A 15573-nucleotide genomic window follows, 5' to 3' on the forward strand; every position below is an offset into this window, starting at 1 on the left:
ATGTCCCAGTTGCCGATCCATACCGACACCCTCAAAGCCCTCAAGGCTGCCGCCGCCGAGCGCATATTGGTGCTCGACGGGGCGATGGGCACGATGATCCAGCAGCTCAAGCTGGATGAGGCAGGCTATCGCGGCGAGCGGTTCAAGGCGTGGAACCGCGACGTGCGCGGCAATAACGACCTCCTGAACATCAGCCGACCGGACGCGGTGCGGGACATCCATCTCGCTTACTTCCTCGCCGGCGCCGACATCGTCGAGACCAACACCTTCTCCGGCACCACCATCGCCATGGCCGATTACGGCATGGAGAGCATTGTCTACGAGATCAATTTCGAGGGCGCCAAGCTCGCCAAGGAGGCGGCGAAACTGGCCGAGGCGAAGGATGGCCGCCGCCGCTTCGTCGCCGGCGCCATCGGGCCGACCAACCGCACCGCCTCGATCTCGCCGGACGTCAATGATCCCGGTTTCCGCGCCACCTCGTTCGACGAACTCGCCACCGCCTATGGCGAGCAGGCCGGCGCGCTGCTGGATGGCGGCGCGGACCTGCTGCTGATCGAGACCATCTTCGACACGCTGAACGCCAAGGCAGCGGTGTTCGCCATCGAGCGGCTGTTCGAGGCGCGCGGCATCCGCGTGCCGGTGATGATCTCCGGCACCATCACCGACCTGTCCGGGCGCACGCTGTCCGGCCAGACGCCGGAGGCGTTCTGGAACTCGCTGCGGCATGCGCAGCCCTTCTCCATCGGGCTGAATTGCGCGCTCGGTGCCAAGGAGATGCGCGCCCATATCGACGATCTGTCGCGTGTCGCCGACACGCTGATCTGCGCCTATCCCAATGCCGGCCTGCCGAACGAGTTCGGGCTCTATGACGAGAGCCCCGAGGCAATGGCCAGGCTGGTCGGCGAGTTCGCCGCGTCGGGCCTCGTCAACGTGGTCGGCGGCTGCTGCGGCACCACGCCGGATCATATCCGCGCGCTGGCGGAGGCCGTTGCGCCGCATCGTCCGCGCGCGGTCGTCGAGGTCGAGCCGCGGCTGCGGCTGTCGGGGCTGGAGCCGTTCGAGCTGACGCCGCAGATCCCGTTCGTCAATGTCGGTGAGCGCACCAACGTCACCGGGTCGGCGCGCTTCCGCAAGCTCATCACCAATGGCGACTACGCGGCCGCGCTGGCGGTGGCGCGCGACCAGGTGGAGAACGGCGCGCAGGTCATCGACATCAATATGGACGAGGGCCTGCTCGATTCCGAGAAGGCCATGGTGACCTTCCTGAACCTGCTTGCCGCCGAGCCGGACATCGCCCGCGTGCCGGTGATGGTCGATAGCTCCAAATGGAGCGTCATCGAGGCCGGCCTGAAGTGCATCCAGGGCAAGGGCATCGTGAACTCGATCTCGCTGAAGGAAGGCGAGGAGGCGTTCAAGCATCATGCGCGGCTGGTGCGGGCCTATGGCGCTGCCGTCGTCGTCATGGCGTTCGATGAGACCGGGCAGGCCGACACCTATGAGCGCAAGGTGAATATCTGCGCGCGGGCCTACCGCATCCTCACCGAGGAGGTGGGCTTTCCGCCCGAGGATATCATCTTCGATCCGAACATCTTCGCGGTGGCGACCGGCATCGAGGAGCATTCCGGCTATGGCGTCGCCTTCATCGAGGCGACCCGCGCGATCCGCCAGCAACTGCCCTACGCACATATCTCCGGCGGCGTGTCGAACCTGTCCTTCTCGTTCCGCGGCAATGAGCCGGTGCGCGAGGCGATGCACGCGGTGTTCCTCTATCACGCCATCGCCGCCGGCATGGACATGGGCATCGTCAATGCGGGCCAGCTCGCGCTCTATAGCGAGATCGAGCCGGAGCTGCGCGAGGCCTGCGAGGATGTGGTGCTGAACCGCCGCGAGGACGCCACCGAGCGCCTGCTGACGCTGGCCGAGCGCTTCCGGGGCGGCGGCAAGGAGAGGAAGGAAGCCGATCTCGCCTGGCGCTCATGGCCGGTGGAGAAGCGGCTGGAGCATGCGCTCGTCAACGGCATCACCGATTTCGTCGAGACCGACACCGAGGAGGCACGCCAGTCCGTCGCCCGCCCGCTGCACGTCATCGAAGGCCCGCTGATGGCCGGCATGAACGTGGTCGGCGACCTGTTCGGCGCCGGCAAGATGTTCCTGCCGCAAGTGGTGAAGTCGGCCCGCGTGATGAAGCAGGCCGTCGCCTATCTCATGCCCTTCATGGAGTTGGAGAAGCAGGAGCAGGGGATCACCGAGGCATCCAACGCCGGCAAGGTGTTGATGGCGACGGTGAAGGGCGATGTCCATGACATCGGCAAGAACATCGTCGGCGTCGTGCTCCAGTGCAACAATTACGAGGTGATCGATCTCGGGGTCATGGTACCGACGGCGAAGATCCTCGAAGTGGCACGTACCGAGAAGGTGGACGTGATCGGGCTTTCCGGCCTCATCACCCCCTCGCTCGACGAGATGGTGCATGTCGCCTCCGAGATGGAGCGCGAGGGTTTCAGCGTGCCGCTCTTGATCGGCGGCGCGACGACCTCGCGCGTCCACACCGCGGTGAAGATCGCCCCGCAATATGTGCGCGGCCAGGCGGTCTATGTGACCGATGCCAGCCGTGCCGTGGGCGTGGTCTCCAGCCTGCTCAACGACAATGCACGCCCGGACTATGTCGCCAACATCCGCGCCGAATACGCCAAGGTCGCGGAGAACCACGCCAAGGCCGACCGCAACAAGACCCGGGTGAAGCTGGCGGATGCGCGGGCCAACGCGTTCAAGGCAAACTTTGCCGGCTACACGACGCCGATCCCGACCTTCACCGGCACGCGGGCGTTCGACAATTACGACCTCGCCGAACTGGTGCCCTATATCGACTGGACGCCGTTCTTCCAGTCCTGGGAGCTGGTCGGCAGGTTCCCGGCGATCCTCGACGACCCGAAGGTCGGCGTCGCGGCGCGCGCGCTCTATGACGATGCGCGGCGCATGCTGGACCGCATCGTCGCCGAGAAGTGGCTCACCGCCCGCGCCGTGATCGGCTTCTGGCCGGCCAATGCGGTGGGCGACGACATCGTGCTCCATGGCAATGCCACACGGGACGGCGAGATTGCGACGCTGCACACGCTGCGCCAGCAGATGGCGAAGAGCGCCGGGCGCGCCAGCTACGCGCTGAGCGATTTCATCGCGCCGGCTGACAGCGGCGTGACTGACTATATTGGCGGCTTTTGCGTCTCCACCGGCTTCGGCGAGCATGAGCGCTCCGAGGCCTTCAAGGCGGCACACGATGACTATTCCTCGATTCTCCTGAAGGCGCTGGCGGACCGTCTTGCCGAGGCCCTTGCGGAGCGGATGCACGAGCGGGTGCGCCGGGAGTTCTGGGCTTATGCGCCGGACGAGGCGCTTGATAATCAGAATCTGATCGAGGAGGCCTATCGCGGCATCCGGCCGGCTCCGGGCTATCCCGCGCAGCCCGACCACACCGAAAAAGTGACTCTCTTCAATCTGCTGGACGCCACCGCTCAGACCGGAGTCGAGCTTACCGAGAGCTTCGCCATGTGGCCGGGTGCGGCGGTGTCGGGGCTCTATTTCGCCCATCCGGATGCCGCCTATTTCGGTGTGGGGCGGATCGAGCGCGACCAGGTCGAGGATTATGCCCGGCGCAAGGGCATGAGCGTGGAAGAGACCGAGCGCTGGCTGGCGCCGGTGTTGAACTATGATCCGGCAAGCCTCAGGGCGGTCGCGGCGGAGTAGCAATGAGCTGGTTCGGGACGGATGTGCGCCATCTCATCTTCTGGGGCGTCGTCCTCCTGGCCATCTGGGCGCTTGCCGCCTATTTCCTGCTGCCCATCGGCTGGACCCATCATCAGCGCCAGCCGCGTCTTGCCGCCGTGCCGATGGTCACGCGAACCAAGCAGGGCATTGCCGGCGATCCGATCAATGTCGGGCTTGTCGGCACCGAAGAAGACGTCATCCGGGCGATGCATGCGGCGGGCTGGATGCCGGCGGACCCGGTGACGCTGAAGTCCAGCATCGCCATCGTCGGCTCGGTGCTGCTCGACCGGCCCGATCCGCAGGCGCCGGTGAGCCCGCTTTATTACGATCGTCGCGTCGAGGATCTCGCCTTCGAGAAGGAGATCGGCCGCAGTGCCGACCGGCGCGACCATGTGCGCTTCTGGAAGGTGCTGGATCAGGGCGAGGAGGGGCGGCCGGTCTGGCTCGGTGCGGCGACCTATGACCGCGGCGTCGGCCTCAGCCATTATACCGGGCAAGTGACGCATCATATCGGGCCGGATGTCGATGCGGTGCGCGCGCTGCTGATCGACGATCTCAAGACGGCGAAGATGGTCGAGGCGATCTACGAGGTCACCGGCGTCGGCCCGACCATCAATGGCCGCAATGGCGGCGGTGATCGCTATTACACCGACGGCGAGGTCTGGATCGCCCGGCTCGTCGCGGGCGGCAAGGCCAATCCCGATCCGCCGCAGATGCTGCCGCCGCCGCCGTTCGTTGCGGCCAAGGACGCCATCTGGCAGGGCATCGCCAATCTGGCCAATTAATCGGAGGAGCTCACTCCGCGGCGATGGCGCGCTCCAGGAACCGGGCGATGTTCAGCGTGGCCTTGTCGCGGCCGAAGCGGCCGACCACCTGGACGCCCACGGGCAGGCCCTTGGCGCCGCGCAGGCCGGCGACGTTCACGCAGGGCGCGCCGAGCAGGGTCCAGAGCCGGTTGAACACCGGCGAGCCGGTCGAGCCCAGGCCTTCAGGCGCCTCGCCGGTGGCGGAGAAGGTGAGCACGGCGTCGAAATTGGCAAAGGCGTCGGCCGCCGCATGGCGCGCACGCCGGGCGGTGCGGCGGGCCTCGTCATAATGCTCGGGCGAGACACCACGGGCGGCGTCGAGATAGTCGCGCAGCACAGGCGAGAGGCGCTCGCGATGGCGGTCATATTCGTCGGCCAGCGCCAGCGCCACCTCATAGGACTGGATGATGTTGTGCGCGGCGTCTGCCGCTTCCACCTCTGGTGGCAGGATCTGGCCGAGCACGCGGGCACCGCGACGCTCGGCAGCGCGCGCGGCTTCATCAAGCGCGGCATGGGCGTCGGCCGTCGCCTGTTCGGCTCGCGCGGTGATGACGAAGGCGAGGCGCGGCGGCTGGCCGGCATCGCGCAGGTCGAAATCGCGCCCGGTAATGGCGCCGGCGGCGAAGGCAAGGTCGGCGACGCGGGCGGCGAACAGGCCGAGCGTGTCGAGCGACCAGGAGAATGCCTTGACGCCAATGGTCGGCAGCAGCTTGTAGGACGCCTTGTAGCCGGCGACGCCGCAAAATGAGGCTGGCCGGATCACCGAGCCACCGGTCTGGGTACCGATCGCCAGCGGCAGCATGCCGGCCGCCACCGCCGCCGCCGAGCCCGCCGATGAGCCGCCCGGTGTGTGGCCGGCATGGTGCGGGTTGCGGGTGAGCGCAGGGTTCATGAAGGCGAACTCGGTGGTCGCGGTCTTGCCCGCGATCAGTCCGCCGGCATGGGCCAGCATGCGCACGATGGCGGCGTCGGACGCCGGCCGGTGGCCGTCATAGATGGCTGAGCCGCGTGCGGTGGGGAAATCGGCGGTATCGATGATGTCCTTGACACCGACCGGCAGGCCGGCGAGCCGGCCATCGGCAAGGCCCGGCGCGCGTGCCGCCTGACGCAGCGCGTCGAGATCGATCGCGGCGAAGGCGCCGATCTCGGCCTCGCGCGCGGCGATGGTATCGGCGCAGCGATCGGCGATGTCGGCAGGGGAGAGCCGCCCGGAGCGGACGGCCTCGGCCAAAGCAAGGGCTGAGAGCATCTCGGTCATGGTTCGGCTCTCGCATGCGCCGGGCCGGCTGGCAAGGGCCAGCGGATCACGTCGCGGTTCCCGCTGCCGATACCGTGGCGTTGGTAACGCAGTCTGATGAATTGCTTCAGCTAAATGCGTTTGAGCCCTTGCACCGCCCACGCTAAGCGCGGATCGTTGGTTCTCCTTCGGGGCGCGTGCGCATGAATATCCTCTCCATCCAGTCCTGGGTCGCCTACGGCCATGTCGGCAATGCATCGGCGATGTTCCCGATGCAGCGGCTCGGCCATGAGGTGTGGGCGATCCATACCGTGCAGTTCTCCAACCACACCGGCTACGGCGCATGGCGCGGCCAGGTGTTCGACGCCAATCTGATCCGCGAGCTGGTCGGCGGCATGGAAGACCGCAATGTGCTGCCGCGCTGCGATGGCGTGCTCTCCGGCTATATGGGCGCGGCGGAGATCGGCGACGCCATCCTCGACACGGTCGGGCGGGTGAAGGCGGCGAACCGCGACGCGCATTATTGCTGCGATCCGGTGATCGGCGATGTCGGCCGCGGCATCTTCGTGCGGCCGGGCATCCCGGAATTCATGCGCGACAAGGCGGTGCCGGCGGCGGACCTGATCACGCCCAACCAGTTCGAACTGGAATATTTGTCCGGCCGTACCACGGCGACGCTCACCGATGCGATCGCTGCCTGCGACCAGGTGCACGCCACCGGCCCGCGTGTCATCCTCGTCACCAGCCTGCACACCGAGGACACCCCGGCCGACGCCATCGACCTGATGGCCTCCGGCCCGGACGGGCGCTACCTGGTGCGCACGCCGAAGCTCGACATTTCGGTGAACGGAGCGGGCGACGCCATCGCCGCTCTGTTCTTCGTGCACTGGAAAACCACGCATTCCACGGCCGAAGCGCTCTCCAAGGCAGCGTCATCGGCCTATGGTTTGCTTGCACGAACAGCAGCGGCCGGTTCGCGGGAGATTCTCACCGTGGCGGCCCAGGATGAATTCGTCTCGCCGTCGCGTATCTTCACTCCGGAGAAGCTCTGACCCCCATGGCCACCGCGACCCCCCGCCGCTTCGTCACGCTCGACGTCTTCACCGACCGCGCTCTGGCCGGCAATCCGCTGGCGGTGGTGCTGGACGCGGAGGGGCTCGATAGCAACCAGATGCAAGCCATCGCCCGCGAGTTCAATTTGTCCGAATCGGTGTTCGTGGTGAAGCCGACGGATGAGTTCAACCGCGCCCGGCTGCGCATCTTCACCATCAATCACGAGCTGCCGTTCGCCGGCCATCCGACGGTCGGCGCCGCCGTGCTGCTCGCCACGCTCGACAAGGTGTCGACCAGCACCGACTTCGTCGTGGAGGAGGGGGTAGGGCCCGTGCCTTGCCATGTCACGGTGAAGGGCCCGCGCTTCGGCAATGCCACCTTCGCGGTGCCGCGCCTGCCGGAGATCCTGGAAGAGGAGCCGATGACCGTTGAGGCCTGCGCACAGGCGCTGGGCCTCGACAAATCCGACATCGGCTTCGACGGCTACACGCCGGTGGTGGCATCCGCCGGCGTGCCCTTCGTCTGTATCCCGCTGGCCTCGCGCTCGGCGCTGGCGCGCATCAGCCCGAGCGCCGGACGGCTGATCGCGACCTTCGGCGGCGCGGCGGATTCCGTCTATGTGTTCTGCCGTGACGAGGACGGCGAGGGCGACCTGCGTGCCCGCATGTTCGCGGCGAACATGGGCATCGACGAGGACCCGGCCACCGGCTCGGCGGCGGCCTCGCTGGCGGCGGTGCTGATGGCGGGCGAGAAACCCGACGACGGCTTCCACGCCTTCGACATCCTGCAGGGCGTCGAGATGGGGCGCCCCAGCCTGGTGCGGCTCGGGCTCGAAGTGGCGGGCGGCGCGCTGATCGGCGTCACCATCGGCGGCGGCGCGGTGATCGTCTCCGAAGGCACGATCCATATCTGATGCCTGCCGAGGACGAAGCGACAGTCCGGCCGCTGCGCGCATTGGAGATGGTGCGCGAAGCGGAGCCATGGGCGTTCGCCGAGGTCAATCGTCCCGCCATCGACGCGCATTTCGCCGCCCTGAAGGCCGAGAAGCCGGGCCTGTGGAACGGCCGGGTGCTGCTGCTGGCGCGCCATGAGGTGACCGATGGCGTGATGCGGGGCGCCTACCGGGAGACCGACTTCGCCTCGTTCATGTGGTGGCGCGACACCGGCTTTCCCGATCCCATCATGCGCAATGCCTTCGCCATGGGGGCGCTGCGCGGCACTGACGGCGGCTTCGTGCTGGGGCGAATGGCGGGCTGGACCGCCAATGCCGGGCGCGTCTATTTCGCCGCCGGCACGCCGGATCCTGAGGATGTCACCGCCACCGGAGCGGTCGACCTCGATGGCAGCGTCATGCGCGAGCTTGCCGAGGAGACCGGGCTCGGCGCGGGCGACGTGACGGCGGCGCCCGGCTGGCAGGCGGTGTTCATTGGCCCACGCATTGCCCTGATGCGGCCGCTGGTGGCGCAGCTCGATGCGGTGGAACTGGCCGAGCGCATCCGTGCGCATCTGGCCCGCGAGGAGCGTCCGGAACTCGACGACGTCGTGATCGCCCGCGGGCCACAGGATATCAGCGAGGCGATGCCGCCCTTCATCCGCGCCTATCTGACCGCGGTTTGGGGCGGTCTGACCGATTGATGCCACACCATTGAACTTCATTCGCGATGCCGCGTCGTCCGGGCGGCGCGGCTTCGCGAGAGCATTTTCCGCAAGAGTTGAATGACTTCTGCGATGAGAAAATGCTCCAGGCTATTGAATCTAGAGCACTTTCCTGTCGTTCGGGTGATTCCATCCGAACGGAAAGGGCTCTGGTGTGGAGGAATGAACATGGTGCGCGGCCCGTCTCGATCGCTGCCGCTTTTCTCGTCGGCGGCGATCGGCCGACGCGAGGTGCTCGCGCTCGGTGCTGGCGCGCTGGCGCTGGGTGCGATAGGTCGCCCGGCCTTCGCCGCGAAGGCGATCAAGGTCTCGGCGATCTATACGCTGGCGCTCGATCTGCCCTGGATATCGCGCATCCACAAGGCGCTGAAGGCCGCGGAGGCACGCGGCGACATCACCTATATCTTCTCCGAGAAGGTCGGCAGCACCGACTATGAAGGGGTGATCCGGCACTATTCGCAGGAGGGCGCCGAGCTGATCGTCGGCGACGTGTTCGCCGTCGAGCGTCCGGCGCGCAAAGTGGCGGCGGATTATCCGAAGACCGCCTATCTGATGGGCTCCTCGCTCGGCCCCACCAAGCCGAACTTCGCGGTGTTCGACGATTTCATCCATGAGCCGTCCTACCTTGCCGGGATGGTGGCCGGGCAGGTGACGACATCGAACGTCATCGGGCTGGTCGGCGGCTATCCGATCCCGGAGGTAAATCGGCTGATGCAGGCCTTCATGGCCGGCGCGACGTCAGTGAATCCGCAAGCGAAGTTCGCCATTGCCTTCATCAATGGCTGGAACGACCCGGAGAAAGCCAAAGAGGCGGCGATTGCCCAGATCGACAAGGGCGCGGACGTGCTCTACGCCGAGCGTCCCGGCGTTGCCGAGGCCGCCAAGGAACGGCGCGTGAAGGCCGTTGGCAACATCGTCGACACCGCCGCGCAGTATCCCGGCACGATCATTGCGTCCGCGCTTTGGCACATGGAGCCGACCATCGACACGGCGATCGGGCGGTTGGCGGATGGCAGCTTCGCGGCGGCCGACTACGGCCCCTACAGCTACATGGCCGAGGGCGGTGCCAGCCTCGCGCAGCTCGATCCCAAGCTGGTGCCGAAGGAAGTGATCGACGAGGTGCTGGCCAAGGAAAAGGAGATCAAGGGCGGCGTCTTTCGCGTGACCCTGAACGAGACAGAGCCGACGCCGACCTTGTGAGAATTGGACTCTTATTCCTTCTCCCCAACGGGAAGAGAGGGACGCCGACCAGACGCCTCAAGTACGAGACAAAGGATCCCAATGAGCTTCGACCTGCTGCTGCGCAACGCCAACTTGCCCGACGGGCGGACCGGCATCGATATCGCCTGCGAAGGCGGCAAGATCCTCGGGGTCGAACCGAACATCGAGGGCGAGGCGGGGCAGGTGATCGAGGCGGATGGGCGGCTGGTCGCGCCGCCGTTCGTCGATCCGCATTTCCACATGGACGCGACGCTCTCGCTCGGGCACCCGCGGCTGAACGAGTCCGGCACGCTGCTCGAGGGCATCGCGTTGTGGGGCGAACTGAAGCCGCTGCTGACCCATGAAGCCGTGGCCGAGCGCGCGCTCAGCTATTGCGACCTTGCGGTCAGCCAGGGGCTGCTCGCCATCCGCAGCCATGTCGACATTTGCGATGACCGGCTGCTGGCGGTGGAAGCTCTGCTCGATGTGAAAAACCGGGTGAAGGACTATCTCGACCTTCAGCTCGTCGCCTTTCCGCAGGACGGCTATTGCCGTTCACCGAACGCTGTCGCCAATCTCGGGCGCGCGCTCGACATGGGCGTCGAGGTGGTGGGCGGCATTCCGCATTTCGAGCGCACCATGGCGGACGGCGCTGCGTCCCTGAAGGCGCTGTGCGAGATCGCGGCGGCGCGCGGCCTGATGGTCGATATCCATTGCGACGAGAGTGACGATCCGCTGTCGCGGCACATCGAGACGCTGGCCTATGAGACGCAGCGGCTCGGCTTGCAGGGCAGGGTGGCGGGCTCGCACCTCACCTCGATGCATTCGATGGACAATTACTACGCCTCGACGCTGATCGATCTGATCGCCGAGGCGGATGTGCAGGCCATTCCCAACCCGCTGATCAACATCACGCTGCAGGGCCGCTACGACACTTATCCGAAGCGTCGCGGCATGACGCGGGTGCCGGAATTGCGCGCGGCCGGCGTGAATATCGGCTTCGGGCACGACTGCGTCATGGACCCCTGGTATCCGCTCGGCTCGGGCGATGCGCTCGAAGTGGCGCACATGGCGCTGCATGTCGCGATGATGACCTCACGCGAGGCCATGCGCTGGTGCTTCGACGCGGTGACGGTCAATCCGGCGAAGATCATGGGGCTTGAGGGCTACGGCCTGGAGCCCGGCTGCAATGCCGATTTCGTCGTGCTGCAGGCCGCCGATCCGATCGAGGCGATCCGCCTGAAGGCGCCGCGGCTGTTCGTGGTCCGGCGCGGCAAGGTGATCGCCGAGGGCACGCCGCGCGTCTCGGCGCTCGATCTGCCGGGGCGGCCGGAGTTGGTCGACCCGAGCGCCTATGCGCCGCGGGTGGGGTAGGGGGTGCACGGCGTGAGCATCCTTCGAGGCCGCCTGCGGCGGCACCTCAGGATGAGGTTCATCTCATTAAATGCGCCTCATCCTGAGGTGCTCGGGCACCGCCCGAGCCTCGAAGGATGTTGGAACAGAAGGGCGCCCTAACGCCCCGGCAGCACCAGCACGGTCGGCTTGGTCGGCAGCGTGGCGCGCGAGAGCACGATGGTCGGGCCGGGATTGCGCATCACCTCGTAATTCTTGTCGAGCACGCCGAGGAAGCGCTCCAGCGTGCCCTCGTTGAAATAGTGCATCGGGATCACCAGCGGCGATTCCAGCGATTTCAGCACCTCCATCATGCCCTCGACATCGAGCGTGTAGCTGCCGTCGACCGGCGCCAGCACCACGTCGATGCGGCCGAGTATGGCGAGATCGTCGGCGGTGAGCGTGTGGTGCAGGTGGCCGAGATGGGCGATGCACAGGTCTGCGGCGCGGAAGATGAAGATGGAATTGCCGTTCTTGATGGTGCCGCCCTGCCAGTCGCGGATATTGGTCGACAGGCTGCCGATCCACAGGTCGCCGACCTGAAGGTTGGTGTGGACGGGCGAGCGGTCCTCGCTCCAGCCCTTCAGCACATATTCGATGCCGGGATCCGGGTTCAGCGAATAGTGCGTCGAGTGCGCGCGGTTCATGGTGGCGACGCGCGGCACGATACTGGGGCGGACATAGTCGTTGTAGTCGGTCGCCACCGTGACCCCGCCGGCGGTCTCGATCAGGAAGGTGGAGTGGCCGATATAGGTCAGGCTCACCTGGTTGGGGTCGAGCGCACTGGCCTTGAAGGCGGCTGGGATGAGCCGCGGCGGCGCCTCCGCCACCATCTTGGGACAGCGCTCCGCCTCGGCGCGGGCGCCTGGGGCGAAGGCGACTGCGAACAGCAGCGCGAGGGCAAACGGCGTCAGAAAGGCCGGGATTCGCACCATCAAACAGCTCCGCAGCGGGACCGCAGGGCAAATGGTCGGCGATGCGGCGAGGATGCGCGAGTAACGATTTCGCGTGCTTTGCCGTCCCCACCCGTCGTCATCCCGGCCGAAGCAAAGCGAAGAGCCGGGATCGCAGGAAAGTCAGGCGCACTCTCGGCGCGCGATCCCGGCTCTCCGGCTACGCCTCCGGCCGGGATGACGACTCCTAGGGGTCAGCCTTTCAGGAACGGGTTCGTCACCTTCTCCATGCCGATGTTCGTAGCATTGCCGTGGCCCGGCAGGATGGTGAAGGCGTCGCCCAGGGTGAGCAGCTTGGTCTTGATGCCCTGGACCAGCAGCGCGCCGTCGCCATAAGGGAAATCGCTGCGGCCGACCGAGCGCTGGAACAGCGTGTCGCCCACGATGGCGATGAAATTGTCCTTGTTCACCAGCACGATATGTCCCGGCGTGTGGCCCGGCACCTGCAGCACCTCGAACGGCAGGCCGGCAATGTCGACGCTGTCGCCCTCATTGAGCCAGCGGCCAGGGGTCACCACCCGGCCGGGAATGCCGGTGCGCAGGCCGTCCGCAGGCAGGTTGTCGAGCAGGAACTTGTCGGCCTCGTTAGGCCCCTCGACCGGGATGTTCAGCGTCTCGGCGAGTTCGGCAGCGCCGCCGGCATGGTCGATATGGCCGTGGGTGAGCACAATCTTCTCGGCCGTGACCTCGAGTTCCTCCAGCGCGGCGAGGATGTTGGGCAAGTCGCCGCCGGGATCGATTACCGCGCCGCGTTTCGTCGTCTCGTCCCAGACGATGGAGCAGTTCTGCTGGAACGGGGTGACGGGAACGATGGCGATCTTCAGTTCTGGCATGTCATCTCCTCGGCTGGGCGGGCGGAGATTGGGGGATCGGGAGGGCTCCCGCAAGATGCCGCTTCGCAAGCCGCGCCTTGTGGCACCGCAACGCCGATGCTATCCCGCGCGGCATGAGCACCGCGCCGATCACCAACATTCGCAACTTTTCCATCGTCGCCCATATCGACCATGGCAAGTCGACCCTCGCCGACCGCCTCATCCAGACCACGGGTGGGCTGACGGAGCGCGAGATGACCGACCAGGTGCTCGACAGCATGGATATCGAGCGCGAGCGCGGCATCACCATCAAGGCGCAGACGGTGCGGCTCGCCTACCAGGCCAAGGACGGCAACACCTATGTCCTCAACCTGATCGACACGCCCGGCCATGTCGACTTCGCCTATGAGGTGAACCGCTCGTTGGCCGCCGTCGAGGGCTCGCTGCTGGTGGTCGACGCCTCGCAGGGTGTCGAGGCCCAGACGCTGGCGAATGTCTATCAGGCGATCGACAACAATCACGAGATCGTCCCGGTCCTCAACAAGGTCGACCTGCCGGCGGCCGAGCCGGACAAGGTGAAGGCACAGATCGAGGACGTGATCGGGCTCGACGCCTCCGATGCCATCCTGATCTCCGCTAAGACCGGCCTCGGCATTCCCGACGTGCTGGAAGCCATCGTCACCCGCCTGCCGCCGCCCAAGGGCGACCGCGAGGCGCCGCTGAAGGCGCTCCTCGTGGACTCTTGGTACGACGTCTATCTCGGCGTCGTGGTGCTGGTACGCATCGTCGACGGCGTGATGAAGAAGGGCCAGCGGGTCAAGATGATGCAGACCGGCGCGGCCTATGAGGTCGACCGGGTCGGCGTGTTCACGCCGAAGCTCACCGCAATGCCCGAACTTGGTCCCGGCGAGATCGGCTTCCTCACCGGTTCGATCAAGGAAGTGGCGGATACCCGCGTCGGCGACACCATCACCGAGGAAAAGCGTCCCGCGGCCGAAGCGCTGCCCGGCTTCAAGCCGGCCCAGCCGGTGGTGTTCTGCGGCCTGTTCCCGGTCGATGCCGCCGATTTCGAGGATCTGCGCGCGGCGATGGGCAAGCTCCGGCTCAACGATGCCAGCTTCTCCTTCGAGATGGAGACCTCGGCAGCGCTCGGCTTCGGCTTCCGCTGCGGCTTCCTCGGGCTGCTGCATCTGGAGATCATCCAGGAGCGGCTGGAGCGCGAGTTCAATCTCGATCTCATCGCCACCGCGCCGTCGGTCATCTACGAGATCGAGCTGAATGACGGCACAGTGCTGGACCTGCACAACCCGGCCGACATGCCGGACGTGGTGCGCATCAAGGAGATCCGCGAGCCGTGGATCCGCGCGACCATCCTGACCCCCGACGATTATCTCGGCGCGGTGCTCAAGCTCTGCCAGGACCGACGCGGCACGCAGGTCGAGCTGACCTATGTCGGCTCGCGCGCCATGGTCACCTACGACCTGCCGCTGAATGAAGTGGTGTTCGACTTCTATGACCGGCTGAAGTCGATCTCCAAGGGCTATGCCTCGTTCGACTACCAGATCACCGATTATCGCGTCGGCGACCTGGTGAAGATGTCGATCCTGGTCAATGCCGAGCCGGTCGACGCGCTCTCCATGCTGGTGCACCGCAACCGCGCAGAATATCGCGGCCGGGCGATGTGCGAGAAGCTGAAGGACCTGATCCCGCAGCATCTGTTCCAGATCCCGATCCAGGCGGCGATCGGCGCCAAGATCATCGCCCGCGAGACCATCCGCGCGCTGCGCAAGGATGTGACGGCGAAGTGTTATGGCGGCGACATCACCCGCAAGCGCAAGCTTCTGGAGAAGCAGAAGGAAGGCAAGAAGAAGATGCGCCAGTTCGGCCGCGTCGAGATCCCGCAGGAAGCCTTCATCGCCGCGCTGAAGGTGGACGACTAGAGCACAGCGCGTCCGCTGCCGCTTCCGAATCGACGGTATTTATGCTCCCATCCGCGCGGGTCGATCGGCTCAGCAGGAGATGGGACCATGTACAAATTCGAAGTGTATCAGGACAAGGCTGGCGAGTTCCGTTTCCGCTTCAAGGCTTCGAACGGTGAGACCATGTTCTCGTCGGAAGGCTACAAGGCCAAGGCCTCGGCGCTGAGTGCGATCGAATCGATCAAGAAGAACGCGCCCGGCGCCACGGTGGTCGAGCTGCCGGCGGCCGACGCCAAGGCCTGAGTGCCGCTCTGCCCTGAACTCCTGCCATGAAAAAGGCCGGGCATGGGCCCGGCCTTTCGTCGTCGTTTTGTCGTCTCGTCAGATGACGTAAGGCGGGATGCGGTAATAATCATCGACCTTGCTGTCCCAGTCGCGCGACGTCCAACTATTCTCGTCGAGGCTCGAGTGGTGCGGCGCGCCGGTGAGCTGTTCATCGGTGATGTCGACGACATAGCCGTCCAGATTCTCGTCATATTTCAGCAATGACCACGGCAGCGGGTAGTAGTCCTCGCCGAAGCCGAGGAAGCCGCCGAAGCTCATCACGGCATAGGCGGTCTGGCCGGTCAGCTTGTCGATCATCACGCGTGCGATCGAGCCGATGCGCTCGCCGTTGGGGCGATATACCGCGGTGCCTTCCACTTTGTCGCTACCGATCAGTGTCGTGGTCTCGCGGGATTCGAGGTTCTGCTGGGTGCTCGTCATCTGGTCCTCCATTGCGTC

General features: G+C 66.1%; 13 protein-coding genes. 9 read left to right on the top strand and 4 right to left on the bottom strand.

Annotated elements, in window-relative coordinates; genetic code table 11:
• The gene (gene metH, locus G3545_RS00170; RefSeq protein WP_170008899.1) at positions 1–3741 is read left to right on the top strand and encodes a methionine synthase; all 3741 of its coding nucleotides are present in this window, start codon (positions 1–3) and stop codon (positions 3739–3741) included.
• 2 nt (positions 3742–3743) lie between these two features.
• Positions 3744–4547 carry an LssY C-terminal domain-containing protein gene (locus tag G3545_RS00175; RefSeq protein WP_170008900.1) on the top strand — a complete coding sequence of 268 codons (804 nt, stop codon included), beginning with the start codon at positions 3744–3746 and terminating at the stop codon, positions 4545–4547.
• A 10-nt stretch (positions 4548–4557) separates the two neighbouring features.
• Here the strand turns inward: G3545_RS00175 and G3545_RS00180 are convergent, their stop codons facing one another.
• Entirely contained in the window at positions 4558–5826 is a 1269-nt protein-coding gene (locus tag G3545_RS00180; protein WP_170008901.1) for an amidase, read from the bottom strand.
• A 182-nt stretch (positions 5827–6008) separates the two neighbouring features.
• On the opposite strand from G3545_RS00180, the gene pdxY reads away from it, so the two are divergent.
• The 5 genes from pdxY to G3545_RS00205 all read left to right on the top strand — a co-directional run bounded on the left by pdxY (position 6009) and on the right by G3545_RS00205 (position 11088).
• Positions 6009–6857 carry a pyridoxal kinase PdxY gene (gene pdxY, locus G3545_RS00185; protein WP_170008903.1) on the top strand — a complete coding sequence of 283 codons (849 nt, stop codon included), beginning with the start codon at positions 6009–6011 and terminating at the stop codon, positions 6855–6857.
• A 5-nt stretch (positions 6858–6862) separates the two neighbouring features.
• The gene (locus tag G3545_RS00190; protein ID WP_170008904.1) at positions 6863–7771 is read left to right on the top strand and encodes a PhzF family phenazine biosynthesis protein; all 909 of its coding nucleotides are present in this window, start codon (positions 6863–6865) and stop codon (positions 7769–7771) included.
• Complete coding sequence (locus G3545_RS00195; protein ID WP_246702628.1) at positions 7771–8493, top strand: NUDIX hydrolase; 723 nt, start codon at positions 7771–7773, stop codon at positions 8491–8493. Before G3545_RS00190 ends, G3545_RS00195 begins: the two co-directional genes overlap by 1 nt.
• A 189-nt stretch (positions 8494–8682) precedes the next feature.
• The gene (locus tag G3545_RS00200; protein WP_170008906.1) at positions 8683–9714 is read left to right on the top strand and encodes a BMP family protein; all 1032 of its coding nucleotides are present in this window, start codon (positions 8683–8685) and stop codon (positions 9712–9714) included.
• 81 nt (positions 9715–9795) lie between these two features.
• Positions 9796–11088, top strand: a complete 1293-nt coding sequence (locus G3545_RS00205) for an amidohydrolase family protein (protein WP_170008907.1) — start codon at positions 9796–9798, stop codon at positions 11086–11088.
• 137 nt (positions 11089–11225) lie between these two features.
• Here G3545_RS00205 and G3545_RS00210 read toward each other — a convergent pair whose 3' ends face one another.
• Both G3545_RS00210 and G3545_RS00215 read right to left on the bottom strand, forming a co-directional pair.
• On the bottom strand, positions 11226–12041 hold the full coding sequence (locus G3545_RS00210; RefSeq protein ID WP_170008909.1) for an MBL fold metallo-hydrolase: 816 nt from the start codon (positions 12039–12041) through the stop codon (positions 11226–11228).
• Positions 12042–12253: 212 nt separating this feature from the next.
• Positions 12254–12892: an MBL fold metallo-hydrolase gene (locus tag G3545_RS00215; protein ID WP_170008911.1), complete on the bottom strand. Its 639-nt coding sequence runs from the start codon at positions 12890–12892 to the stop codon at positions 12254–12256.
• A gap of 113 nt (positions 12893–13005) precedes the next feature.
• On the opposite strand from G3545_RS00215, the gene lepA reads away from it, so the two are divergent.
• Together lepA and G3545_RS00225 are read left to right on the top strand one after the other, a co-directional pair.
• Positions 13006–14811, top strand: coding sequence for a translation elongation factor 4 (lepA, locus tag G3545_RS00220; RefSeq protein WP_170008913.1), 1806 nt, complete (start codon positions 13006–13008; stop codon positions 14809–14811).
• Positions 14812–14898: 87 nt separating this feature from the next.
• Positions 14899–15093, top strand: a complete 195-nt coding sequence (locus G3545_RS00225; RefSeq protein ID WP_170008914.1) for a YegP family protein — start codon at positions 14899–14901, stop codon at positions 15091–15093.
• 78 nt (positions 15094–15171) lie between these two features.
• Here the strand turns inward: G3545_RS00225 and G3545_RS00230 are convergent, their stop codons facing one another.
• A complete protein-coding gene (locus G3545_RS00230; protein WP_170008916.1) occupies positions 15172–15555 on the bottom strand; it encodes a PRC-barrel domain-containing protein in 384 nt (127 codons plus the stop codon).
• Positions 15556–15573 lie beyond the last annotated feature (18 nt).

It is taken from the genome of Starkeya sp. ORNL1, from assembly GCF_012971745.1.
GTDB lineage: Bacteria > Pseudomonadota > Alphaproteobacteria > Rhizobiales > Xanthobacteraceae > Ancylobacter.